22 protein-coding genes and 1 tRNA gene are annotated in these 23,401 nt (G+C 69.4%); 7 read left to right on the forward strand and 16 right to left on the reverse strand.

Annotated elements, in window-relative coordinates:
• Positions 1-67: 67 nt before the first annotated feature.
• On the forward strand, positions 68-469 hold the full coding sequence (locus E3N86_RS03540; RefSeq protein WP_134342317.1) for a DUF4307 domain-containing protein: 402 nt from the start codon (positions 68-70) through the stop codon (positions 467-469).
• 107 nt (positions 470-576) lie between these two features.
• Positions 577-1,068, forward strand: a complete 492-nt coding sequence (greA, locus tag E3N86_RS03545; RefSeq protein ID WP_104170843.1) for a transcription elongation factor GreA — start codon at positions 577-579, stop codon at positions 1,066-1,068.
• Between the two features lie 195 nt (positions 1,069-1,263).
• Here the strand turns inward: greA and ilvA are convergent, their stop codons facing one another.
• The 6 genes from ilvA to E3N86_RS03575 form a co-directional block, all read right to left on the reverse strand.
• Positions 1,264-2,499 carry a threonine ammonia-lyase gene (gene ilvA / locus E3N86_RS03550; protein WP_104170842.1) on the reverse strand — a complete coding sequence of 412 codons (1,236 nt, stop codon included), beginning with the start codon at positions 2,497-2,499 and terminating at the stop codon, positions 1,264-1,266.
• Positions 2,492-3,760: an AI-2E family transporter gene (locus E3N86_RS03555; RefSeq protein WP_134374580.1), complete on the reverse strand. Its 1,269-nt coding sequence runs from the start codon at positions 3,758-3,760 to the stop codon at positions 2,492-2,494. The genes ilvA and E3N86_RS03555 overlap by 8 nt, the downstream gene beginning before the upstream one ends.
• An 82-nt stretch (positions 3,761-3,842) precedes the next feature.
• Positions 3,843-4,943 (reverse strand): ABC transporter ATP-binding protein, encoded by a 1,101-nt coding sequence (locus tag E3N86_RS03560; protein ID WP_134374512.1) that lies wholly within the window; start codon positions 4,941-4,943, stop codon positions 3,843-3,845.
• Positions 4,940-5,767 (reverse strand): ABC transporter permease, encoded by an 828-nt coding sequence (locus E3N86_RS03565; RefSeq protein WP_134511357.1) that lies wholly within the window; start codon positions 5,765-5,767, stop codon positions 4,940-4,942. Before E3N86_RS03565 ends, E3N86_RS03560 begins: the two co-directional genes overlap by 4 nt.
• Entirely contained in the window at positions 5,764-6,585 is an 822-nt protein-coding gene (locus tag E3N86_RS03570) for an ABC transporter permease (RefSeq protein WP_370295310.1), read from the reverse strand. The genes E3N86_RS03565 and E3N86_RS03570 overlap by 4 nt, the downstream gene beginning before the upstream one ends.
• 28 nt (positions 6,586-6,613) lie before the next feature.
• Positions 6,614-7,747, reverse strand: coding sequence for an ABC transporter substrate-binding protein (locus E3N86_RS03575; protein ID WP_241973038.1), 1,134 nt, complete (start codon positions 7,745-7,747; stop codon positions 6,614-6,616).
• A 160-nt stretch (positions 7,748-7,907) separates the two neighbouring features.
• On the opposite strand from E3N86_RS03575, the gene E3N86_RS03580 reads away from it, so the two are divergent.
• Positions 7,908-9,107, forward strand: coding sequence for a winged helix-turn-helix domain-containing protein (locus E3N86_RS03580; protein WP_134374516.1), 1,200 nt, complete (start codon positions 7,908-7,910; stop codon positions 9,105-9,107).
• A 16-nt stretch (positions 9,108-9,123) separates the two neighbouring features.
• On the opposite strand, the gene E3N86_RS03585 is transcribed toward E3N86_RS03580, so the two are convergent.
• The 5 genes from E3N86_RS03585 to E3N86_RS03605 form a co-directional block, all read right to left on the reverse strand.
• Positions 9,124-10,011, reverse strand: a complete 888-nt coding sequence (locus E3N86_RS03585; RefSeq protein WP_104170837.1) for a M48 family metallopeptidase — start codon at positions 10,009-10,011, stop codon at positions 9,124-9,126.
• A 12-nt stretch (positions 10,012-10,023) separates the two neighbouring features.
• The gene (locus E3N86_RS03590; RefSeq protein ID WP_104100842.1) at positions 10,024-10,590 is read right to left on the reverse strand and encodes a LemA family protein; all 567 of its coding nucleotides are present in this window, start codon (positions 10,588-10,590) and stop codon (positions 10,024-10,026) included.
• A gap of 153 nt (positions 10,591-10,743) precedes the next feature.
• On the reverse strand, positions 10,744-12,201 hold the full coding sequence (locus E3N86_RS03595) for a glycoside hydrolase family 1 protein (RefSeq protein ID WP_134511341.1): 1,458 nt from the start codon (positions 12,199-12,201) through the stop codon (positions 10,744-10,746).
• Positions 12,198-13,511, reverse strand: a complete 1,314-nt coding sequence (locus tag E3N86_RS03600; protein ID WP_134511342.1) for a D-arabinono-1,4-lactone oxidase — start codon at positions 13,509-13,511, stop codon at positions 12,198-12,200. The genes E3N86_RS03595 and E3N86_RS03600 overlap by 4 nt, the downstream gene beginning before the upstream one ends.
• Positions 13,508-14,746, reverse strand: a complete 1,239-nt coding sequence (locus tag E3N86_RS03605) for an alanine racemase (RefSeq protein ID WP_134511343.1) — start codon at positions 14,744-14,746, stop codon at positions 13,508-13,510. The genes E3N86_RS03600 and E3N86_RS03605 overlap by 4 nt, the downstream gene beginning before the upstream one ends.
• A gap of 219 nt (positions 14,747-14,965) precedes the next feature.
• Here E3N86_RS03605 and E3N86_RS16700 point away from each other — a divergent pair, with 219 nt between their 5' ends.
• From E3N86_RS16700 to E3N86_RS03625, 4 genes are all read left to right on the forward strand, one after another.
• Positions 14,966-17,137, forward strand: a complete 2,172-nt coding sequence (locus E3N86_RS16700) for a hypothetical protein (protein ID WP_166784993.1) — start codon at positions 14,966-14,968, stop codon at positions 17,135-17,137.
• 270 nt (positions 17,138-17,407) lie between these two features.
• Entirely contained in the window at positions 17,408-17,533 is a 126-nt protein-coding gene (locus tag E3N86_RS17580) for a hypothetical protein (RefSeq protein ID WP_255453035.1), read from the forward strand.
• 9 nt (positions 17,534-17,542) lie between these two features.
• Entirely contained in the window at positions 17,543-17,722 is a 180-nt protein-coding gene (locus tag E3N86_RS16705) for a hypothetical protein (RefSeq protein ID WP_166784994.1), read from the forward strand.
• Between the two features lie 34 nt (positions 17,723-17,756).
• Complete coding sequence (locus tag E3N86_RS03625) at positions 17,757-18,683, forward strand: Ppx/GppA phosphatase family protein (protein ID WP_104100837.1); 927 nt, start codon at positions 17,757-17,759, stop codon at positions 18,681-18,683.
• A gap of 608 nt (positions 18,684-19,291) precedes the next feature.
• Here E3N86_RS03625 and E3N86_RS03630 read toward each other — a convergent pair.
• The 5 genes from E3N86_RS03630 to E3N86_RS03650 form a co-directional block, all read right to left on the reverse strand.
• Positions 19,292-19,367, reverse strand: a tRNA-Leu gene (locus tag E3N86_RS03630).
• Positions 19,368-19,446: 79 nt separating this feature from the next.
• Positions 19,447-20,979, reverse strand: a complete 1,533-nt coding sequence (locus tag E3N86_RS03635) for an NAD(P)/FAD-dependent oxidoreductase (RefSeq protein WP_104100836.1) — start codon at positions 20,977-20,979, stop codon at positions 19,447-19,449.
• Positions 20,979-22,298, reverse strand: coding sequence for a S8 family serine peptidase (locus E3N86_RS03640; protein ID WP_198412869.1), 1,320 nt, complete (start codon positions 22,296-22,298; stop codon positions 20,979-20,981). Before E3N86_RS03640 ends, E3N86_RS03635 begins: the two co-directional genes overlap by 1 nt.
• Positions 22,295-22,816, reverse strand: coding sequence for a DUF501 domain-containing protein (locus E3N86_RS03645; RefSeq protein WP_104100835.1), 522 nt, complete (start codon positions 22,814-22,816; stop codon positions 22,295-22,297). Before E3N86_RS03645 ends, E3N86_RS03640 begins: the two co-directional genes overlap by 4 nt.
• Positions 22,813-23,289, reverse strand: a complete 477-nt coding sequence (locus tag E3N86_RS03650; protein WP_134343481.1) for a septum formation initiator family protein — start codon at positions 23,287-23,289, stop codon at positions 22,813-22,815. Before E3N86_RS03650 ends, E3N86_RS03645 begins: the two co-directional genes overlap by 4 nt.
• Positions 23,290-23,401 lie beyond the last annotated feature (112 nt).

The following is a 23,401-nucleotide window of genomic DNA, read 5'->3' on the forward strand; positions in this document are numbered from 1 at the left end:
ACTCCTCAGAAATGCCAGATAACCTTGGTACCAAGACTAATCGTTGATCCGTGAGTGTGGAGTCTGAGTGGCCCTGAGCAGCAACCTCGACACCCGGTACGGGCGCGCCCCGAACCGGGGCACGAGAGACCGCCGCGTTCTGTTCGTCTCAGCCGGCTCCCTCGCGGCAATCCTCCTGGGCTTCGTGGTCTGGGTGGGACTGGGGGCGTCGCAGCCTTTGATCGAGACCCGGGACATCCGTCACAGCATCATCGACGAGAACACTGTGAGCGTCACGTTCGAGGCGTCCATCCCGGTCGGCCGCACCGCCAGCTGCGCGGTTCAGGCGCTCAACGAGAGTTTCACGGTGGTTGGCTGGAAAGTCGTCAACCTGCCCGCGAGCATCGTGTATTCGCGGTCGACGACGACGGATGTGCGCACCACCGAGCAGAGCAACACCGGATTGATTTACCGCTGCTGGCTGACCTAGACTGATGACTTCGCCCTGACGTGATCGTCGGGGCGTCCGTTGTATATCTGCGGGTTCACCCGCACGGGCATCGAACGAGCACGAACAAGCATGAGGAGATTCCACCCATGACTACCGAAACCACGGTCACCTGGCTGACGCAGGAGGCCCACGACCGCCTCGCCGCGGAGCTGGACACGCTCAGCACCGTCGGGCGCGTCGAGATCGCGAAGAAGATCGAATCGGCTCGCGAGGAGGGCGACCTCAAGGAGAACTCGGGCTACCACGCGGCCAAGGATGAGCAGGGGAAGATGGAGGCCCGCATCCGCACCCTCGTTCTACTGCTGCGCAACGCCGAGGTCGGCCATGCGCCGAAAAGCCGGGGCGTCGTCGAGCCGGGAACCGTGATCACGGCCACGATCGCCGGCGATGAGACCCGCTTCCTGATCGGCAGCCGCGAGATCGCCGGGGACAGCGACCTCGACGTCTTCAGCGAGCAGAGCCCGCTCGGCACCGCGATCATCGGCCTCGCCGTCGGAGCGACAACGTCGTACGTGACGCCCACCGGCAAGGAAATCGCCGTCGAGATCTTCCTCGTGGAGACCTGGACCGGCAACTAGCCGCACCGGTCCCCCGCTCGCGCCGCGCCCCGCCTGGCTCCCGTCGTCGAACCGATTCGACGGAGATTTTGCGGAAAATGCGAGTTCTCGGGGCTTCTGGAGCCGATCCGGGCAGAATCTCCGTCGAATTCGTTAGAGGCACGGCACCGTCACGAGCGTCAAACCCACGACGCACGATTCGTCGAAGCTCCCCCGCTAGTCGATCTGCGGGTCGTATCCGGCCGCACGCAACACATCCACGACGAGCTGGCGGTGGTCGGGCCCGCGAGTCTCGACGCTGACGTTGAGTTCGACCTCGCTGATCTGAAGCCCCACACCGTGCCGCGTGTGGAGAACCTCGATCACGTTGGCGTGCGCCTCGGCGAGCAGCTCCGAGATGCGGGCCAGCTGCCCGGGACGGTCGGGCAGCATGATGCGCAACGTGAGATAGCGGCCGGATGCCGAGAGACCATGGCTGATCACGCGCTGCATCAGCAGCGGGTCGATGTTTCCCCCGCTGAGGATCGCGACCGTCGGGCCGGTCGCGGTGACCTTGCCTGCGAGGATCGCCGCCACGGCGACCGCGCCGGCCGGCTCGACCACGAGCTTGGCGCGCTCGAGCAGCACCAGGAGGGCACGAGCCGTGTCATCCTCGGTGACGGTGACGACCTCATCGACGGCATCACGCACGATCTCAAAATTCAGCAGGCCCGGTTTGGCCACCGCGATGCCGTCGGCGATGGTCGGCATGATCTGGATCTCCAGCACCCGGCCGGCCTCGAGGGACGGAGGGTAAGCGGCCGCGTTGGCGGCCTGCACCCCGATCACCCGGATCTGGCGGCCGTCCCGGCGCGCGCGCTGCTTGAGCACGCTGGCGACACCGGAGATGAGGCCGCCGCCGCCGATCGGAACGATCACGGTGGCGAGGTCGGGAACCTGGTCGAGGATCTCCAGACCCACGGTGCCCTGGCCGGTGACGACATCCGCGTGGTCGAACGGCGGGATCAGGATGGCGCCGGTCTCGGCGGCCCACTCCGCGGCCGCGAGCAGCGGCTCGGCCACCGTATTGCCGCGCAGGATGACGTGCGCGCCGTAGTCGCGGGTTGCCTGCAGCTTGGGCAGGGCGACGCCCACGGGCATGAAGATCGTGGCCTGGATGCCGAGCTCCCGCGCCGCGAAGGCGACGCCCTGGGCGTGGTTGCCGGCCGAGGCGGCCACGACGCCGCGGGTCTTCTCTTCGTCGGTGAGCTTGGACATCCGGTTGTACGCGCCGCGGATCTTGTAGGACCCGGTGCGCTGCAGGTTCTCGCACTTGAGGAGGACCGGCGCGCCGAGGAGCTCCGAGAGGTAGCGGGACGTTTCCATCGGGGTGACGGCGGCGACCCGACCGACGACATCCCGGGCGGACTCGAAATCGGCCAGGGTCGGTCCGACGAGCGAGACATTAGTCATGGGAGGCACTTTTCTTGAGGCGGTATGCCGGTCGGCGGAAACCGGGGCGTTGCGGGACGGTCTGCCACAACGAGGAGGCGAAGACGGGTGCCGAGGCGGTCTGCTCGGATCGCCACGCCCCGCTGTTGATGTAGCTGATCATGACGTTGAGTACGGCAGCGATCGGCACGGCGAAGAGGGCGCCGGCGATGCCCGCGAGCAGGGCGCCGGCCGCCACCACGAGAACGACACCCAGTGGATGCACCTTGACCGCCGTACCCATGATCAGGGGCTGTAGCACGTGACCCTCGATCTGCTGCACCAGCAGCACAACGCCGAGCATCAGCAAAGCCACCACCCAGTCGTTGAAGATCAGGGCGATCACGACCGCCACCGCGCCCGTGGCCACGGCGCCGACGATGGGGATGAACGAGCCGAGGAAAACGAGCACGCCGATCGGGATGGCGAGCGGAACCCCCAGCAGTGCGGCCCCGACCCCGATGCCGATCGCGTCGATGGACGCCACCAGGATCTGCACCCTGGCGAAGTTCCCCAGCGTGGTCCAGCCGGCCACCCCCGCGCCATCGATGGCCGCGCGCGCGCCATGGGGGAACAGGCGCACGATCCAGGACCAGATGCCCTTGCCATCGATCAGGATGAACAGCAGGCTGAACAGCGCCAGAAGGAAACCTGTCACCAGGTGGCCGAGCGAGGACCCCACGGAGAGCGCCCCAGAGACGAAAACCTGGCTGTCCGCCTGAATGGCGTCCCAGGCCTGGCCGAGGAACGCGTTGAGCTCCGGTTCGGTCAGCTGCAGCGGCGACGCCAGGAGAACGGCCTTGAGGCTCTCGTAGGAGGCGGCGAGCCTCTCGTTCAGGCCGACCGTGCCGATGGCGATCTGCTTCACGGCCAGCGTGATCAGTCCGCCGAGGATCGCGAAGGTATTGATCAGAGCGACCACGACCGCGAGAGCCTTGGGAAATCGGTGTCGCACCAGGAATCCGACGAAGGGCACGAGCAGTGCCGACACCAGCACGGCCACGAGCAGCGGGATCACGATCAACCGGAGCTGGATGACGATGAAGATGAAAACAGCAAGTGCGCCGGCGAGCGCGAGCAGGCGCCAGGACCAGGCGGCGGCGAGTCGGATGCCGGCCGGCAGGTTCTCGTCGACTCCGTAGCCGTGCGAGGGCGGGAGCTCGACCAGGATCGGGGGTACGGTGCGGCGGCGTCCGAACACGCCGAAGAAGCCGCTGCGGGCGGGTTTTCCGTCGGTTTCCATCACGGCATCAGTCTAGGCAATCACACGTGCCGTCTCCGGTATGGGCCAAAGGTGCTCGCTGCCTCAGGCCCCGGACCGGTCACTACGCCGGAGAGGGGAGCGGGTCGACCGAGACGGGCGCGCCCGTGAACCGCACCAGGACCCGGTCCCCGGCCGACGGATGCAGCCGCGCGCCGTGCTGCACGACGAGCGACGCGCCGTCGTCCAGGCGCACCCTCGTGCGCCGGAGCGAGCCGTGGAAACTCGACGAGAGCACGACCCCTGGTGCCCCCGCAGCGCCGAATTCGAGGTCTTCCGGCCGCACGGAGACGGACACAGCGCCATCCGCCTGCGAGGGGTCGAGTAGCGGCAGAGAGGCACCGTGAACCCGCGCGAACCCGTGGCGCACCACGCCGACCAGTCGATTGCTGAGCCCCACAAAGTCCGCGATGAACGACGAGGCCGGCCGGGTGTAGAGCTCTTCCGGTGCTCCGACCTGCTCGATGGAACCCGCCCGCATCACGGCGACGCGGTCGGCCACGGCGAGCGCCTCGTCCTGGTCGTGCGTGACAAACAGGGTCGTGATGCCCAGTTCGGTCTGGATGCGCCGGATCTCCTCGCGCAGCACCACCCGAACCTGGGCGTCAAGGGCCGACAACGGCTCGTCGAGCAGGAGAACCCGGGGCTCGGTGACGAGGGCGCGCGCCAGCGCCACCCGTTGCTGCTGACCGCCGGAGAGCTGGTGCGCGAAGCGATCGTAGTGGGCGTCGAGCCCGACCAGGGCGAGGGCCGCGGCCGCTCGGGCGCGCCGTTCCTCGCCGCGGACCTTCCGCATGCGCAGGCCGAACTCGACGTTCTCGCCCGCGCTGAGGTGCGGGAACAGCGAGTAGGACTGGAACACCATGCCCAGGTCGCGCCGGCTCGTCGGCAGTGTCGACACGTCGGCTCCGTCGATCAGGATGCTTCCGGCATCCGTGGATTCGAGCCCGGCCAATACCCGCAGCGCGGTGGTCTTGCCACTACCGCTCGGGCCGAGCAGGGCGACGAACTCGCCCGCGTGCAGGGTGAGATCGAAGCCGGCCAGGGCACGGTGGCCGGTGAAGTCCTTCACCACGCCCGCGAAGCGCACCGAGGCTCCCGCCGGAGCGATCGCCACCGAACGGTCTCGGTTCTGATTCTGGGTCCGAAGCTGGTTCTGGTTCATAGCTGACCTCCGGTGGTGGGCCGTCGCCGGCTGCCGGCGCGAACCGTGCCGAGACGCCCGATGACGAGCAAGAGCAGAAATGCGAAAGTGAGTGCGAGCAGAGACAGGATGACGGCCGTATAGGGGTCGGCCTTGCTCACGACAACGAGCGCGGTCTGCAGGGTGATGCGGTTGAGCAGGGAGGCGATCGTGAATTCGCCGAGCACGACTGCGATCGAGATGAACGCGCCGGCGAGGATGCCGCGGCGCAGGTTCGGGATCAGTACCCGCACGAGCACGCTCACCCAGCCCGCGCCGAGCGTGCGGGCCGCCTCACTGAGCGTGCACACGTCGACGCCGTCGAGGTTCGTCTGGATGGCCCGGTAGGCGAACGGGAGCACCGTGATGCCGTAGGCGAACGCGAGGGTCCACACGCCGCTGCCAAGCAGGCGGGCGAGCACCGAGTACACCGGGGCCAGGCCGACCACGAGGACGATGGCCGGGATGCTGATGGGCAGGATGCAGACGAACTCCATCACGCGGCGCAGGCGGGGAAAACGCAGGTGCACCAGCAGCAAGGTCGGCACCAGCAGCAGGAGAACGATCGAGACGGTGCCCACGGCCAGCCCGACCGAGTTCCCGAGCGCGACGAGAACCGAACGGTACGGGCCGGCGAAGCCACCCTGGAACAGGGCCGTCCAGCGGGAAAGGTCGTGGCCGCCGGCGAGGCCGCGGCGCAAGGTGAACTCCACCATGGCGACGATGGGGATGGCGAAGAGGAGGCCGATGCTGCCGAGGATGAGGCCGCGCGCCAGCCGGGTGGGGGTGTGCGCCACCGCCTTCATCGCTGCCACCGGGCCGCCCGTGCCTGCAACGCCGAGTAGCCGGACATGACGACGAACATCACCAGGATCATGCCGAGCGCCAACGCCCCGGCGAGATTCTCCCGGCCGAGCAGGGTTTCACTGGTCAGGGCCGAGCGGATCTGCAGCGGAACGATCTGCGATCCCTGGCTGGTGAGCGCGGCGGCGGTCGCATAGGAGGAGAACGCGTTGGCGAAGAGCAGCAGCAGGCTGCCGAGAAACGAGGGCGCCAGCACCGGGAACGCGATCCGGAACCAGTAGGTGGCCCGGTTGCCGCCGAGGGTTGCGTTGGCCTCGGCCCAGTGCGGGTTGAGTGCCTGCAGCGCGGGCAGGAAGGTGATGATCATCAGGGGAACTTGAAAGTAGATGTAGGGCAGCACGAGGCCGGGGAGTTCGTAGAGCCATACCCCGTCGGCGAAGATGTCGACGCCGAAGGTGTCGCGCAGGATCACGGTGACCAGACCCTGGATGCCGATAGTCGCCACGAACGCGAAGGCCAGCATGACGCCGCCGAACTGGGCGAGCACGCCGCTGAGGGAGTCCACGACGGCGCAAAGGGGGCCGTCCTCGCGCGCGCCGAGCAAGCCGTAGCAGGCAAGGGCACCGACGATCGCACCCACAACGGCGGTGAGTGCCGACAGTACGAATGACGCGGCGAAGGCGTCTCTCACGACCGGGTTGCCCAGCGCGGCCACAGTGTCGAGCGTGAACACCCCGGACTCGTCGACGAAGCCGCTTCCGACTGCGATCAGGGTAGGCACGAGCAGGAAGAGCACCACATATGCCGCGAACGGCAACAGCCCGAAGGCTGCCGCCGTGCCGCGCCGGCTACCGGACAGCTGCGGCCCACTTCGCGCCGAGGAGCGCGGCTCCCGCGGCGCTCTCCGCCTCGGAGGGGACGACCGTCTCGGCCGGGGCCGCAGGGAGTGCGGCGAAGAGCGCCGCGTCGATGGTGCCGGCCGCCGCCATCGCCTCGGCGCGCACGGGGCGGGCGCCACCGGCGAGCCAGAGGTTCTGGCCCTCGTCGCTGTAGAGGAATTCCTGCCAGAGCCTGGCTGCGGCCGGGTTCGGGGCATCCTTGTTCACGGCCTGGTTGTAGTAGCCGGCGTACCCGGTTCCCGGAAAGACGACGACCTCCCAGTTGCGCTCGCCGGCCAGACTCGTGCCGTAGCCCACGTTGAGGTAGTCCCAGTCGAAGACCACCGGGGTCTCACCCGACGCGATGGTCGCCGAAGTCGGGTCGATCTTGACGAAGTTGCCGGCCTGGTTGAGCTCGTCGAAGAAGTCGATGCCGGCCTGGAAGTCACTCACATCGCTCCCGCTCTGCACGGTGGCCAGCCCGACGGCGGCGAACGCAGCCCCGGCCTGTGTCGGGTCGCCGTTGATCGCGACCTTGCCCGTGTACTCGGCGCCGAGCAGGTCACGCAGCTCGGTCGGCGCGGGAACGGCGTCGGGGTCGTAGCCGATCGCCAGGTAGCCGCCGTAGTCGCCCGTGTACAGCCCGGAGGTCTCCTTGAGCGCATCCGGGATTTCGGCCCATGCCGCCACCTGGTAGGGCGCGAAGCGATCGGTGCTGGACAGCGCCACCGCGAGGCCCAGGTCGAATACGTCGGGGGCGGTGTCCTGCCCGGCGAGGTTGTCCGCGGCCAGGATCTCCTCGGCGCTGGACGCGTCCGGCGAGGCCTCGGTGATGGTGATCTCCGGGTACTTCTCGGAAAATGCGTCGAGCACGGCGCCGTAGTTGGCCCAGTCCCGCGGCAGGGCGATCACGTTCAGGGCGCCTTCGGCCCGGGCCGCGTCCTCGAGGGCGGCCAGGTCGCCGAAGGCGGAGAGGCTGGTCGCGGAGGCGGCATCGACCCCCGTGGTGCCGGGACCGGCATCCGCGGCACCGGAGCAGGCGGACAGGCTCAGGGCGAGGGCGGTGGCCGTGGCCAGGGCGGCCAGGATGCGGGTGGTGAACAAGTTTCCTCCGTCGGACCGGTGTCGGCCGCCGCGCGAAAACGCGGACGTGTGGAGCCGGGTAGCCGGTAAAGGCGAGGCTAGGAGCAGCCGTCGACCGTGAGGGGGTGCGCCGCTGAACATCGGGTGAATGCCGTCTGAAGCGTGCCACTAGGGTCGGAGAGTGGTGCAGACGATCTCCCCAGCCCTTGCCCGCCGGATCGCGCTCGGCGCGCAGGGCTTCGGCCGCCCGCCGTCAGTGACGCCGGGCATCCGTCAACTGGATGCCCTGGTGAACCGGCTCGGGCTGCTGCAGATCGACTCCGTGAACGTGTTCGAGCGCAGCCACTATATGCCGGCGTTCAGCCGACTCGGCGCCTACGACAAGGCGCAGCTGGACCGGCTGACCTCGGGCCGCGAATCCCGGTTCACCGAGTACTGGGCGCACGAGGCATCGTTCCTGCCGCGCGACGCCTGGCCGCTCTTCGGCTGGCGGATGCGCGAATTCCGGACCCGGTCGGCAACCGAGGCGTGGGCTCAGGGCAACCGGCCGATGCTCGACTGGCTGCTCGCCGAGCTTGCCGCCAACGGTCCCCTGCGCGCGAGCGCCATCGAGCACGACGTGAACCGCCGCCGCGGCCCGTGGTGGGGCTGGTCGGACGTGAAGACCGGGTTGGAGACCCTGTTCCGCTGGGGCGACGTGGCGATCTCGGGCCGGGAACGGTTCGAGCGGGTCTACGGGCTGCCGGAGCAGGTGTTCCCGCGGGAGTTGCGGGAGCGCACGATCGGCCGGGACGACGCGCACCGCGAGCTGGTGAGTCGCTCGGCGCGGGCGCACGGAATCGGCACGGGGAAGGACTTCGCCGACTACTTCCGGTTGCGCGGCCCGGCGACCCTGGCGGCCATCCACGACCTCGAGGATGCCGGCGAGCTCATCCCGGTCGAGGTGCCGGGCTGGGGTGCGGGCGGCGCATCGGGGGGCGCCTGGTTGCACCGCGACGCGCGGCTCCCGCGCCGGGTGGATGCCGCGACCCTGCTGTCGCCGTTCGACCCGGTCGTCTGGGAACGGGCGCGCGCGTTGCGACTGTTCGGGTTCCACTACCGGATCGAGATCTACACGCCCGAACCGAAGCGGGTGTTCGGGTACTACTGCCTGCCCGTGCTGCTCGGAGACACGATCGTGGGCCGGGTCGACTTGAAGAACGACCGGCAGGCGCAGGTGCTGCGGGTGCGCGCTGCCTGGGTGGAGCCGGGCGCGCCGTCGGACACGGCCGGGCGTCTCTCATCTGTTCTCAAGGAGGCCGCCGCCTGGCAGGGCCTGCCACAGATCGAGGTGGAACGGCGCGGCAATCTCGCCGAGGCGTTGGCCGCCGAGCTGCGTTAGCGGCCGTCGAAGCAGGTCAGAACTTGCGGCCCATCGTGTGCAGGCGCTCGACGCGCTCGGCGATCGGCGGGTGCGTGGCGAAGAGCTTGTCCATCACGCCGGGCTTGAGCGGGTCGGCGATCCAGAGGTGGGCCATCGAGGTATTCTGCTTCTTCATCGGGCGCCCGAAGGCCTCGAGCTTGCCGAGTGCGCTGGCCAGGGCGTCCGGATGCCGCGTGGTCAGGGCGGCCGTCGCATCCGCCAGGTATTCGCGCTGCCTCGACACCGCAAGCTGCACGATCGTGGCGATCAGGGGCGCCACGAGCATGGCGACGAGACCGACCACCATGATGACGGGGCTGCCATTGTTTTTGCTGTTCCGGCCGAAGAACGCCATTCGAAGGAAGATGTCCGAGATGAACCCGACGGCGACGACGAGGCCGAACACGACCATCGACAGGCGGATGTCGTAGTTGCGCACGTGGCCGAGCTCGTGCGCCATGACGCCCTCGAGCTCGGAGTCGGTCATGATCTCCAGCAGGCCGGTGGTGGCCGCGACGATCGCGTGTTCCGGGTCGCGCCCGGTGGCGAAGGCGTTCGGCGCCGGGTCGTTGATGACATAGATCGCGGGCATCGGCGTGCCGGTGGTGATCGAGAGGTTCTCGACGATGTTCCAGAGCCTCGGATTCTCCGATTGACTGGTGATGCGGATGCCGCCGCTCATCGCGATCGCCTGGCGACCGGCCACGAAGTACTGCACCACGGCATACCCCGTGGCGAAGACGACCGTGAAGATCAGGATGCTGTAGTCACCGGGCGTGCTATAGACCGCGTTGGCGAGCCAGCCGAGACCCGCGATGATGGCGATGAACAGGATGATGATGAAGACGGTGTTGCGCTTGTTGCGCGCAATTGCGCTGTACATGGAAGCCGTCCGCTAGAACTGAACGCGAGGCGGCTCCGCGATGGCGGCGGAGTCGGACACCTCGAAAAAGTCTCGCTGGGTGAACCCGAGGTTGCGGGCGATGAGGTTGTTGGGGAAGACCTGGATCTTCGTGTTCAGTTCCCGAACGCCGCCGTTATAGAACCGGCGTGAGGCCTGGATTTTGTCCTCCGTGTCGACAAGCTCGCCCTGCAACTGCAGGTAGTTCTGGCTGGCTTGCAGCTGCGGGTACGCCTCCGCTACGGCGAAGATGCTGCGCAGCGCGGTCTGCATGTGGTTCTCGGCGGCGGCGGCCTCGGCCGGACCCTGCGCGTTGAGCGACTCGGCCCGTGCCTTCGTGACGTTCTCGAAAACGGCCCGCTCGTGTGCCGCGTAGCCCTTGACCGTCTCGATCAGGTTCGGGATCAGGTCGGCCCGGCGCTTCAACTGAACGGTGATATCACTCCATGCCTCGTCCACGCGCACTTTGAGGGTGACGAGAGAGTTGTACGTGGCCCAGAGGTAAATCCCAATGATGACGACGAGTGCAACAACGATGAGGACCGGGATGAGCCATTCCATGGCAGCTTCTCCTTGAGGTGAGGCGGGGCGGGCAAGCAGGCCGCGGCGGCGTTTTTTACGACGCACAAATTATCATAACCGCGCGCCCTGAGGCTCACATGCGCTTCCCGACACACTCCAAGTAACGCGGCGACGACCGGCCCCACGCGACCGTCAGCGGGCGGAGAGCACCGTCTGCAGCCAGCGGTAGGAAGACTTGGGGGTGCGGGTGCAGGTGCCGCTCTGGAAGTCGACGTGCACGAGGCCGAACCGTTGGGTGTAGCCGGCCGTCCATTCGAAGCTGTCCAGCAGGGACCAGACCAGGTAGCCCTGCAGGGTGACCCCGTCGGCGATCCCGCCGGGGGCCACCGCGGCGAGCGCCGCCGTGATGTGCTCGGCCAGGTAGTCGATCCGCGCCGGATCCTGCACGGCACGCCACGTGTCGGCGACGTCGGGGAAGCTCGCTCCCCCGGCCGTGATGCAGACGGGCGGCAGGTTCTCCGCGTAGCGGTCGCGCAGTTCGCCGAGGGCCACACCGAGGTATTCGGGCGCGATGGCCGTGCCGGCGTTGGTCACCGGGAACTCGCGAAACGGGGTGACGTGGAAGGGAAAGGCCACGACCTTTTCCGGCGGCCCGCTGGGCGGCGGCCCGTTCGGGGTCTTCGGGGCAGCGGCGCCGGCCTTGATCCGGCTCGGCTGGGAGTAGCCCAGCCCGTAGAAGTCGAGCGGCTGGTGGATGGTGCGGAGGTCGTCCGGGTCGGTTTCCAGCAGCATCCGCATCGGCACCTGGTAGGGCTCCGGCGGTTCCGGGTAGCGGCCGAGCAGCACCGCGTCGGCGTAGACGCGATTGTGCAGCACGTCGAAGAGCGCGGCGGCAACCTCGTCGGCTTCGCGGCCGCTGGCGGATTGCACGGGCGAGTGCACGTTGGAAATCCCGATCCGGCCGCGCACATCGGCGGCGCGCAGCCCCTGCACAGCGAGTCCGTGAGCAAGCAGCTGATGGTGCGCCGCCGGCAGGGCACCGAAAAGCCGGGCCTCCCCCGGGGCATCCGTGCCGAGGGCGTAGCCGTTGAGGGTCACCGTCGCGGGGTCGTTCAGGGTCAGCCAGGAGTCGATCCGGTCCCCGAACACCTCGCCGACCTGGTGGGCGTAGTCGCCGAACCGCATCGCGGTGTCTCGGTTCAGCCAGCCGCCGCGCAACCGCAACGGGGTGTCCCAGTGGAACAGGGTCGCCATCGGGCTGATCCCCGCGACCAGGAGCCCGTCGAGCAGCCGGTCGTAGAAGGCCAGGCCGGCCCGGCTGAGCGAGCCGCGGCCATCGGGCTGCAGCCGGGACCAGGCCAGGGAGAACCGATAGACGTCGACGCCCAGTTCGCGGAGCAGCGTGACGTCCTCCTCGAGCCGATTGAAGTGATCGGTCGAAACGGATGCGTTGGAGCCGTCACGGATGCGCCCGGCGGTGGCCGTGAACGTGTCCCAACTCGATTCGCCGCGACCGCCCTGCCTGGCGCCACCCTCGATCTGGAAAGCGGACGTTGCCACGCCCACGGTGAAGCCGTCGGGCAGCCGGTCTCCCAGCTCCCCCGCACGGTGTTCCCAAGCACGGGCGGCGGGGGTGTTGCTGTTGCTCATCGACCCAGGACTCTTTCCAGATAGCTGTTGCTGAAGCGGCGCTCCGGGTCAAGCCTGTCACGCACCGAGAGGAAGTCGTCGAAGTGCGGATAATCGGTGCGGAGGGACGCCGCATCCCGGTCGTGCGTCTTGCCCCAGTGCGGACGCCCGCCGTGCGCGCGCATAATGGCCTCGACCGCCTGGAAATACGCAGCCGGATCCTCCCGGTAGTAACGGTGCACGGCGATGTAGCCGGTCTCCCGGCCCGCTGCGGTGGACAGCCAGACGTCGTCGGCGGCGGCCGAGCGCACCTCGATCGGGAACGAGATGCGCCAACCCCGCGCCTCGATCAGCGCCCGCACTTCCCGCACCGCGGCCGGTACCAGGGCGCGCGGCAGGGCATATTCCATTTCTTGAAAACGCACCGTGCGGTTCGTCAGGAACACGCGGTGGGAGACATCCGTGAATTCGCGTCTGCCGGTCAGGCGGGCGGCGAGTCGGTTGAATCCGGGGACTGTCGCCGGCGCCACGGCGCCCAGGGCGCAAATGCCGCGGTAGACCCCGTTCGCGAGCAATTCGTCGTCGACGAAGCGGGCGACCTTGCCGAGCGGCGACCGGCCGGACTCCAGGGGCAGCCGGGTGTTGGTCTTGGTCAGGGCGGTCTCGGTGTGCGGGAACCAGAAGAACTCGTAGTGATCGCTGTGGTCGGACCGGTCGAGGTAGTGCTCCAGGACCTCCTCGAGCGGCTCGGCCGCCTCCACCGCGTGCAGCAGGAACGCGGGCACGCACTGCAGGGTCACGTCCACCACGATTCCGAGCGCACCGAGACCGAGCCGGGTCGCGGGCAGCAGCTCCGGGTTCTCCGTGGCGCTCACGCGCAGCAGGGTGCCGTCACCGACCACCAGGGTCAGCGCCACGATCTGGGTGGCCAGGCCGCCGTACCGGCCGCCCGTGCCGTGGGTCCCGGTGGACGTGGCGCCGGAGATCGTCTGCCGGTCCACGTCGCCCAGGTTCGGCAGGGCCAGACCGTAGGGCCGCAGCAGCCGGGGCAGTTCGAACAGTCGGGTGCCCGCGGCCAGAGTGACCTGCCCGGCCACGGTGTCCACACCGATCAGCCCGGCGAGGTCAAACAGGTCAAGCTGGACCCCGGGCGCGAGCGCGATGCCCGAGAAGCTGTGCCCGGAGCCCACGGCCTTGACCCGAAGGCCCACCGCCCCGGCCGCCACCACGGCGCGCTGCACGGCGGCGACGCTCGACGGCCGCTCCACGCGCACCGGGGTCACCGCCTGGTTCCGGGCCCAGTTGCGCCACACCGCTCCGCTCGCACTCACAGAAAGGCCTTCCCCTCACCCCGGTAGGTCGGCAGGATATCGACCACCTTTCCATTCTCGACCAGCGCGAACTCGTTCACGTGCTCGCTCAGCTCCCCCGACTTGGTGTGCCGCGCCCAGACGCGGTCACCGACGCGGAGCCGGGCCGCACCGACACCGGTGAGCGGCGTCTGCACCTCACCGGCCATCTCCCGCGGCACCAGGCTGAGGCCCTCCGGCCAGACCACGCGGGGCAGCCGGTCGTCCCCGGGCACGCCGGACGCGATCCAGCCGCCGCCGAGCAGTACGGCCGTGTCGGGGCTGGGCTTCCGCACCACCGTGAGGGCGACCGCGACCGCGGCCGCAGGCGCGGGCCGAAAGCTCGCGAAATTGTCGAAGAGGTGGCCGCCGAAGAAGCCGCTGCCGACGGCAATGTCGGTGACGGATGCGTCGGCGCGCGTACTCTCGACCGAGCCGGTTCCGCCCCCGTTCACGAACTCGAGGCGCGCGACCTCGCGCACCGCGGCGACGGCCGCGCTGCGCCGCTCCCTGAGCTCGCTAACGGACCGGCGCCGCACCCAGCGGGTGACCAGGCCCCGGAGAGGTTTCCCGGCCGGCCTGTCGCCGATCCCAGCCACCTGCGCCTCATAGGACATCACGCCGACGAGGACGAAGCCGGGGTGGGCGACGATGTCCGCGGCGACCCGGCGGGCCTCGCCGGGTGTGTGCACGGGTGAACGCCAGACGCGCAGATGGCCGAGCACGGGGGCGTCCCAGGCCGCGTCGAGTTCGAGGCAGACCCGGATCGGGGTCCGGCTGCCGGGCGGAAGCACGGCGTCGATGACGTCGAGGTGCGCGATCGAGTCGACCATCAGGGTGACCGCCATGGCCAGCTCGGGCGAGCGGCCCGACTTCCGGATCGCGGACCGGTCGGCCGTGGGGTAGCCGACGACGACATCCGTCACCGTCTCAGCCAGCCAGAGCGCCTCCGCCAGGGTGTAGGCCAGCACACCCCGATAGCCGGGCACGGCCAGGATGGCCTCAAGCACGCCACTCACCCGAATCGACTTCGACGCGACCCGGAGGGAGGTGCCGGCCGCGCGGTCCAGCAGGTCGTGCGCGTTGTGGCACAGGGCACCCAGGTGGAGGGCGGCGACGGGGGCGTCCAGGTGCGCCGTCGCGGCCGTGAGCTCGGGCCAGAACAGCCCCGGGGTCTGCCACGGCCGGCCCGTAGGGCGGTGGGAGAGGTCGAGCATCGGCGCACCGCCTTCAGTAGCCGGGATTGAGGATACCCGGCGCGGTGACCCAGCCACAGCCGCCCCGTGCTCTTGCGCGGGGAAGCAGTAGCGTGGATGTTCCGACGCCAGTATGCCCTATGGCCCCCGCCGATCACGAATGGGTGCCGTCGCCGTCAAATTGCGTGTCGCACGTTGACTTTCCCGGCGCTGGCCCGTGAAATGGTCACAGGGGGAATCATGTACGGGACACGTATGGCCGGTTCGGGCGGAACGCCCGGGCGCCGTCGCCGACGGTGGACGCCCGGCACCCTGCCTCTGTTCGTCGCCCTGGTCGGCCTGTCTCTCCTCGGCGTGCCGGGCGCGGCGTTCGCCGAACCGACTGCCGCAGCCACGCCGGCTCCCACACCGGCTCCCACAAGCGAGCGGGACGCCAAGGCGGCGCCGACGAACGCGCCGGCCATCGTCAGCCCACCGCCGGGCAGTTTCGTGGGTAGCGGAACCACCACCGTCTCCGGCACGGGCGAAGCCGGCCGGAAGATCCGGTTGCTCTCCCCCGTCGACGGTCAGGACCCGCTCTGCTTCGCCGTGGTCGACGGCGCCGGCCAGTGGAGTTGCGCCGCGGTTTCCCTGCCGAGCGGGCCATCCGTGCCGCTTCGCGTCGTCGTCACCGGAGCGGTCGACCTGACCGACGAGCACACGATCGCCGTGTTGTCCGCCCCCCGGGTGACGGGCGGTCCCACCGGTGGGAGCCTGACCAACGGCACGGTGCGCGGCACCGGCTATCCGGGGGCCTCCGTCGTCATCACGGTGAGCGGCGGCCCGCGCTGCACGGCCACCGCCGACTCCTCCGGCAACTGGTCGTGCACGTTCGCCGACGGCCTCGCCGGCGGGCAGGCCGAGGTCTCGGCCAGCCAGCAGACGAGCTACAGCAATCCCTCATGGTCCAATTCGAGCGCACCGGTCGACCTCGTCTTCGACCTCGACCGTCCGGCGCCGCCCACGCTGACCACGCCGGCGAGCGGCGCCCAGCTGCCGCTCACCGACGCCGGGTACACGGGCACCGGAGAAGAGGGTGCGACCGTGACCGTCTTCGCCGGGTCATATTCGGTCTGCAGCGCCGTCGTCGCATCCGGGTCGTGGAGTTGCTCGGCGGGCGGAGTCGCTGCCGGTACCTTCCGGGTGATCGCGGTGCAACTCGACCTGGCCGGCAACCTCGGCCCGGGCAGCCCCGGGGTGGACGTGCTCTACGGCGTCCCCACCCCTTCCCCCTCCGGCTCGACCGGCCCCGAGGCGACCGCCCCGTCCGCCGACGCCCCCGCCGCCCCGCCGCCGGCCGAGGAGTCGGCACCGGCGGAAGCCCCGCCCGGTTCTGCAGCCCCGGCCTCGCCGGCACCGCAGGCAGACCGTCCGGCCGTGGCCCTGGCCACACCGCTGCCGGGCGGCTGGAACGACCCCACCCGGTTCGCCACGGCAGTGCTGCCGCCGTGGTCGACCCCCGACCTCTCCTGGTTCCAGGCGGCGTTGCTGGCGCTCGGTGCCCTCCTGCTGCTCTGCATCCCCGCGCGCCTCCTCGCCGGGACCGTGTTCCGGGCCACGGACGGCCACCCGCTCTGGCAGAGCATGCCGATCGCGGGCCGCAACCGGTCCCGCGAGGAATTCGAGACCGTTCCCGAACTACCTCTGAACCGGTGGCTGGTGGCCGGCGCCGCCGTGCTGGCCGCGGCCACCCTCGTCATGCTGTCCGGGCCGGTCACCAGCCAGCCTGCCTACCTGCGGCTGCTCCTCGCCGTGGCGCTGGCCCTCCTCATCGTCAACGCGGTCGGAGCACTCGTTCCGCTCTGGTGGAGCTCCCGCGTGTGGCGGACGAAAGCATCCGTGACTTTCCTGCCCCGCTACCTGCTGCTGGTCGCCCTGACCGCGTTGGCCTCCCGGGCTTTCGACGTTCACCCGGCGCTGGTCTTCGGGCTGCTCGGCAGCGTCACCGTGGCCCCCGAGGTACTGACGCCGAGGCGCGGCCCACTCGCCGCCGTTCGGGCCGGCAGCCTGATCGGGCTGGCCGTGGTCGGCTGGCTGACGCTGGGCCTGCTGCCGGCCGCGGACGGCTTCCTCAGCGCGCTGGCGGCCGAGATCATCAACAGTGTGGTGCTGGCCGCGATCGGTTCGGCAGCGCTGGTGCTGATCCCGATCGGACGCACCAGCGGACGGAGCATCCTCGCCTGGTCACCGCCGATCTGGGCGTGCCTGACCGTGCTCGCCTTCACGATCATGTTCGGAGTGCTGTCCCCGGCGGTGGAACTCTGGCACGAAGGTGGCAGCCTCAGCCTGTGGTGGGTGGCAGGCACCCTGTTCGCCGCCCTCAGTATCGGGGCCTGGGCCTGGCAGCGGTTCGTCACGCCCGCCCGAGTCTGAGCTTCGCCCCCCCCCCCCCCCCCCCCCCCCCCCCCCCCCCCCCCCCCCCCCCCCCCCCCCCCCCCCCCCCCCCCCCCCCCCCCCCCCCCCCCCCCCCCCCCCCCCCCCCCCCCCCCCCCCCCCCCCCCCCCCCNGAGGACACCCCGAGCTTCGGGTAGATGTGTGGCGGCCTGCTGCTCGTGGTGGCGATGCTGTTCGGCATCTCGGCGGTGGTCTTCGGCGCATTCTTCACGGCCTGGAGCATCCAGCGGCACGTCCAGCCTGCTCGCCGTGGCGTCCACCCTGATCACGCCCGACAGCGGGTCCGTGCACATGGGCGAAATCGATGCGACCCTGCTGTCCCTGGCCGAAAAGGCGCAGCTGCGCTGGGATCGGCTCGGCATCGTCTTCCAGTAGTCGAACCTTATGCCGGATGCCGTGGGTCTTCTGGACCAGGCCGGCAAACGGCCCGCGCGGCTCACCGTCGAGCACGACACCGCCACGGTGCTGGTCACCCACGACCAGCGGCTGCTGCCGCTGATGGACTCCCTGCACACCATGGTCGACGGCACCCGAACGACGAGCCGCCACAGCATCAGCGCGTAACGGCGCGTCCGCGGCGCACGCTATCGTCGAGAGCGTGCGCCTCGGAGTCCTTGATGTCGGTTCGAACACCGTCCACCTGCTGGTCGTCGACGCGCACGCAGGCGCCCAGCCGGTGCCGATGGCCTCCGACAAGGCCGTGCTGCGCCTGATGCGCTACCTCACCCCTGAGGGCGCCATCACCGAGGAGGGGTGCACCGCCGTGCTCGAGTCGGTGCGGAACGCAGCCGAGGTGGCCCGCCGCCACCACGTCGACGACCTCCTGCCGTTCGCTACCTCCGCACTCCGTGAGGCCGTGAACGGGCCCGAACTGCTCGCCCGGGTCGAACGGGAAACCGGGGTCGCCCTGCAGGTCCTGTCCGGCGAGGACGAGGCCCGACTGACGTTCCTGGCCGTGCGGCGCTGGTACGGCTGGTCCGCCAGGGACATCCTGCTCTTCGACATCGGGGGCGGCTCCCTGGAGATCGCCGCCGGCGCGAACGAGGTGCCTGCGGTCGCGCTGTCGCTGCCGCTGGGCGCCGGCCGTTCCACCATCGGCTTCCTGCACGACGACCCGCCGCTGCCCGCGCAGGTCTCCGCCCTCCGCGAGCACGCCGCCGCCGTGCTCGCGGAAGCCCTGGTGGCGTTCGAGGGGCTCCCGGCGCCGCACCACGTCGTCGGTTCGTCCAAGACCATCCGCTCCCTGGCCAAACTGGCCGGCTCCACCGCGGAGGGTTTCGGTTCAGGCGAGCGGATGCAGCTGAGCCGCTCGCAGCTGAGCGACTGGGTCCCCCGGCTGGCCCGGATCCCGGCTGAGGCGCGCCCGGCGCTGCCCGGCATCACCGCCGACCGCACCTTCCAGATCGTGGCCGGCGGCATCGTGCTCCACGCGGCGATGGCCGCGTTCGGGGTGACCGAGCTGGAAGTGTCGCCGTGGGCGCTCCGCGAGGGCATCATCCTGAGGTATCTGGACCACCTGGAGTAGCTGCCCCTAACCAATTCGACGGAGATTCTGCCGAGAATGGCGCCAAACAGACGGGAACCGGGCTCTGAGGCCAAAATCTCCGTCGAATTGGTTCCGCCCTCGGCCGTCTGGACTCCAACAGAGTGACGCCGTGAGCGGAAAGCGCGCGGGGCATCGGTGGTGCAAAGCGCCGGTGACGCCGAGGGGGCGGCCGGGTCGGCGCAGCACCTTGGCCGTGAGCGGCGCCCTCGCCGGTCGTGATGGTTCCGCGCCCGGGCAGCACCTTCGCCGTGGTGATCACTTCCAGAAGAAGAACCGGGTGATGTCCCACGTTGTTTGCAGAAAGCCCCTGACACCGTTCCTACATCGGGGAATGGCACGTGGCAGGAGGCATCGACCGTTTCACTCGCGGATCGTAGCGCGACGAAACCGGGCCGGACAGGCTGCCTCACCCGGCACAGACCGGGGGCAGGGATTTACCGCGGCATCCGTTCAGGGTCTGCCGGCAGGTTGAACGACGATGCATGGATGCTGTCGCCCGGGCGGCGGGAGTCGGGGCCGTGACGCTGTGACGCTGTGACGCGGTGACGCGGTGACGCTGTGACGCGGTGACGCTGTGACGTACCGTGTGGTGCCCCCGCTGGGGGTCGAACCCAGACTGTGACGATTTTAAGTCGTCTGCCTCTGCCATTGGGCTACGGGGGCACGCCCGGCGAAACCGAACGCCTCAAGCGTAGGGGCTGCGGGCGTCATCGGTTTCTCTCGGTGACGCCCGCAGACGCTGTTACTTGACGGCTGCGGTCGCCGCGGCCTTCTCGGTCGTCCCTGCCGGAGCGACTTCCGCAGCCTTGTCGGCCGCGGTCTTTCGCGGGGCTCGGGGTGCACGCGCCGTTGCCTTGGCGGCGGGACCCGTGCCGGGGCCGGCTACGGTGGCCGCTGCCTTGGCCGATGCGGCGACGGTCACCGGAGCCTTGGCCGGAGCGGCAGAATCCACGACCGGCTTGGGCCGCGAGGCGAACTCCGCGAACGTGGCCCGCGGGTTCTGCACCGCGGCCAACGAGACGATGTCGCGACCGAGGAAGAAGTTGTTCATCCAACCCCAGATGATGCGCAGCTTGCGCTCCCAGCTGGGCATGGCCAGGCCGTGGTAGCCGCGGTGGGCGAACCAGGCCGGCAGACCCGTGATGGCGATCTTGCCGGACTGGAAGACACCGGAACCGATGCCGAGGCCGGCGACGGCACCCAAGTTCTTGTGCAGGTATTCCTCGGGATTCTCGCCGCGCAGCACCGCGACGATGTTCTTCGCGAGGAGCTTGCCCTGGCGAACCGCGTGCTGAGCGTTGGGCACGCAGAAGCCGCCCACTCCCCCGCCACTCAGGTCGGGAACGGCGGTGATGTCGCCGGCGCCCCAGGCGTCCGCGATGATCTCGTCATCGGTTCCGACGCGCAGGTCGGGGCGCACCTGCAGGCGACCACGATCTTCGATCGGTAGGTCGGTGTGGCGCACGATGGCCGGGTTAGCCATGACTCCGGCTGTCCAGACGATCAGATCGGTCTCGAAGCTCTCACCGGTGGACAGTTCGACCTTGCCGTCGACCGAGCTGGTCAGCTGCGTGTTCAGGTGGATTTGCGCGCCGCGTTCGTCGAGGTGCTTGATGACCCAGAGGCTGGTCGGCAGCGAAACTTCGGGCATGATGCGCCCCATCGCCTCGATCAGGTGGAAGTGGGTGTCGTCGAACCCGATCTGCGGGTAGGACTTCAGCAGCGATGACGCGAAGGAACGCAGCTCTGCGAAGACCTCGATGCCGGCGAAGCCCCCGCCGATGACGACGAAGGTGAGCAGGCGGTCGCGCTCGGGGCCGGCCGGAAGTTGGGCAGCCTTGTCGAAGTTGGTGAGCACGCGGTCACGGATGGCGACGGCTTCCTCGATGGTCTTCAGACCGATGGCCTGGTCCGCGACGCCCGGGATCGGGAACGTGCGCGACACGGCGCCGGCCGTCACCGCGACGACGTCATAGACGAATTCGTAGGGCTCGCCAATGGGCGGGGTGATGGTCGCGGTTTTCGTGGCGTGGTCGATGTGGGTGACCTTGGCCGTCACGACGTTGGTCTTCTTGAGGTGACGACGGTGCGCGACTGCGGCGTGGCGACCCTCGATGGAGCCGGCTGCGACCTCCGGCAGGAACGGCTGGTAGGTCATATACGGCAGAGGGTCGACCATGGTGACCTCGGCCTCGCCGGCGCGAAGCCATTTCTCCAGCTTCCACGCGGTGTAGAACCCGGCGTAGCCGCCACCGACAATAAGAATTTTGGGCACTATGAAAGTCCTCCTACATGATTTGGCTGCACGAAAACATACCGTTTTGACCGGATTCGCTTGATGTGCCGAGTGGCCCCGGTGCCGAGCAGCGTTACCAGAGTACCAAACCCGACCAGGACGAGGAGCGGCACTGTGACATACGTCAGCGTGAGCGGGCTGGGCAACCATGCCGCGACGACGCTGGGGGCAGGCAACGCCGGGTCTTCCTGCGGCGCGACCGGCACCTGCGTGGCGGTCTGCGGCGTGGGCTCGACCTCGGTGTCCGCCCGCCGGTGTACCCGGATCCACTCCTCCAGCAGGGCGGCCGGTTCCGGGCTCGTGGATGCCGGCACGGCCGCAGTGACCGCCGCCGCGGCATCGATCAGACCGTTGCCGTAGATCGGGCTGGGCACGACCCGCCCGTTCGGGTCGGCAGTTTCGATGACCCGGTTCATCACCTCCGCAGCATCGAGGCGGGGATAGGCGGCGCGCACCAGGGCGACCAGGCCCGACACGATGGGCGCGGCCGCGCTGGTGCCGTTCCACTGCACGTAGCCGCCGCCCGGAACGACGCCCACAAGTTGCTCGCTGGGCGCGGCCACCGAGATCGTGATGCCCTGCGAGGACGCGTCGAAGCTGGCGCCCTTGTTGCGGTCGACACCGGCGACCGTGAGCACCCCAGGGATGGTGGCCGGGGCTCCGACCTCGGTGGTGCCGCTGCCTCGGTTCCCGGCGGCGGCGACGACCACGACGTCGTTCTCGAACGCGTAGAGGAAGGCGTCGTCCCAACTCGGCGGCCAGTCCAAGGTGTTGCGGGTGAGGGACATGTTGATGACGTCGGCGCCGTTGTCGACGGCCCAGCGGATGCCCTCGGCGATCTGGTCGTCGTTGCTGAGGGTGGCGTCGCTGGTGCCGAAGGCCACCGAGACGGCCAGGAGCGACGCCTCGGGAGCCACTCCCAGCACGCCGGACCCCTCACCCGTGCCGCGTCCGGCCAGCAGGGATGCCACCAGAGTCCCGTGCTCGCTGCCTTCTCCGACGGGCGTCTGCCCATTGGTGGAGCCGAGCCCGGAGACATCCGTTCCGCCGACGACCGCACCGGCGAGGTCGGCGACGTCGGCGACACCCGTATCGATGACGGCCACCGTCACGCCCGCGCCACGGGTCGTATTCCAGGCCTGGGTGAATCCGTAGTCATTGAGCCAGTACTCAAGGTCACGCACCTGCGTGTTCTCCGCGAAGGCCGGCGCGGTCGGTGCAACGAAAGCCCCGCCCAGCGCCACGGTCAGGCCCAGGGCGACGCCCGCGCCGATCCGACGCCAGGCGGAGCGGGTCACTCGTCGGCCGTGGTGTAGTCGAGGCACTCGCAGACGGCGGGCGTCCAGGCCGCCCGGCCGAGGGCCAGATCTCCGATCGGGTTCACTCCGGGGCCTGCGGCCAGAGAGTGGGCGGCCAGCGCGTGCAGGCATTTCACGCGTTCGGGCATACCACCGGAGGAGATGCCGACGATTTCCGGAACCGTGCCCAGGATCTCGCGGTCGGCAAGGAAGCCCTCATGCGCACGCCGGTAGCGGGCACGCACCTGCTCGTCATCGGCCAGCAACTGGTTGTACTCGTTCATCACCTGGGTGGCCTCGAGGAACGACAGCGCGGCGGTCGCCGCGGGGTGCGTCAGGTAGTACAGCGTGGGGAAGGGGGTGCCGTCGGCAAGGCGCGGCGCCGTCGCCACCACGGTCGGGGCGCCGCAAACGCAGCGCGCGGCGATGCCCACGACGTTGCGGGCCGGGCGTCCCAGCTGAGCCGAGACGATGGTGATGTCGTCCTCGGTGACCGAATCGAAGGGAGGCCTGGTCATTTCGCGGCCTCGGGAGCCAGACCGGCCGTCATTACGGAGGCGAACATGGAGGAGAGCCAATCGACGTTGGTGGTTTGGATGGTGGGGGTGGCGACCGGTGCGGCCGCGTCGCCCGCGACGGGCAGGGCCAGATCGTTGATCACGAGGAAGCTCACGTCGCCGGGAAGCACATAGGACAGTCGGTCCCTGGCCTGCGTGGTGACGTAGGTGCGGTCGTTCCAGCGTTCCCGCTCACTCTTCAACTCTTCCACGGCGCCCTGCTGGGCCTCGACCGCCGCCGTGAGCGATTCGATCTGCTGGCGCTGGTCGGCGTAGGTGCGGATGCCGGGCGCCAGGACGATCACGGCCATGATCAGGAGGCCCATCATCACCAGCGAAAACCCGGACAGGCGCAGGCCGCGCAGCCAGCGAGCGGCCGCGGTCTCGGTCGGGGGCAGCGCGACGGGCTGTTCTTCGGCGCGTTTCCTGGCCACGGCAACTCCCTTCGTGAATCGCTGGTCGCGGTTGTCCCGCACTGGAACCCTAACCGCAATCAGACAAAAAAATGGAGCTCCCGAAGCCGCTGGGTGAACCCGCGCTCCGAGA

The sequence above is a fragment of the Cryobacterium sp. Hz7 genome (assembly GCF_004402815.1).
In the GTDB taxonomy this organism is placed as follows: Bacteria; Actinomycetota; Actinomycetes; order Actinomycetales; family Microbacteriaceae; genus Cryobacterium; species Cryobacterium sandaracinum.

What these genes read in the sequence shown, in the direction of transcription:
- E3N86_RS03645 (WP_104100835.1), bottom strand. Translation starts at nt 22,816, where the DNA reads ATGACCAGGCCTCCCTTCGATTCGGTCACCGAGGACGACATCACCATC.
- E3N86_RS16700 (WP_166784993.1), top strand. Translation starts at nt 14,966, where the DNA reads ATGTACGGGACACGTATGGCCGGTTCGGGCGGAACGCCCGGGCGCCGT.
- ilvA (WP_104170842.1), bottom strand. Translation starts at nt 2,499, where the DNA reads ATGACTAATGTCTCGCTCGTCGGACCGACCCTGGCCGATTTCGAGTCC.
- E3N86_RS03560 (WP_134374512.1), bottom strand. Translation starts at nt 4,943, where the DNA reads ATGAACCAGAACCAGCTTCGGACCCAGAATCAGAACCGAGACCGTTCG.
- E3N86_RS03555 (WP_134374580.1), bottom strand. Translation starts at nt 3,760, where the DNA reads ATGGAAACCGACGGAAAACCCGCCCGCAGCGGCTTCTTCGGCGTGTTC.
- E3N86_RS03595 (WP_134511341.1), bottom strand. Translation starts at nt 12,201, where the DNA reads ATGAGCAACAGCAACACCCCCGCCGCCCGTGCTTGGGAACACCGTGCG.
- greA (WP_104170843.1), top strand. Translation starts at nt 577, where the DNA reads ATGACTACCGAAACCACGGTCACCTGGCTGACGCAGGAGGCCCACGAC.
- E3N86_RS16705 (WP_166784994.1), top strand. Translation starts at nt 17,543, where the DNA reads ATGCCGGATGCCGTGGGTCTTCTGGACCAGGCCGGCAAACGGCCCGCG.
- E3N86_RS03585 (WP_104170837.1), bottom strand. Translation starts at nt 10,011, where the DNA reads ATGTACAGCGCAATTGCGCGCAACAAGCGCAACACCGTCTTCATCATC.
- E3N86_RS03565 (WP_134511357.1), bottom strand. Translation starts at nt 5,767, where the DNA reads ATGAAGGCGGTGGCGCACACCCCCACCCGGCTGGCGCGCGGCCTCATC.
- E3N86_RS03590 (WP_104100842.1), bottom strand. Translation starts at nt 10,590, where the DNA reads ATGGAATGGCTCATCCCGGTCCTCATCGTTGTTGCACTCGTCGTCATC.
- E3N86_RS03605 (WP_134511343.1), bottom strand. Translation starts at nt 14,746, where the DNA reads ATGCTCGACCTCTCCCACCGCCCTACGGGCCGGCCGTGGCAGACCCCG.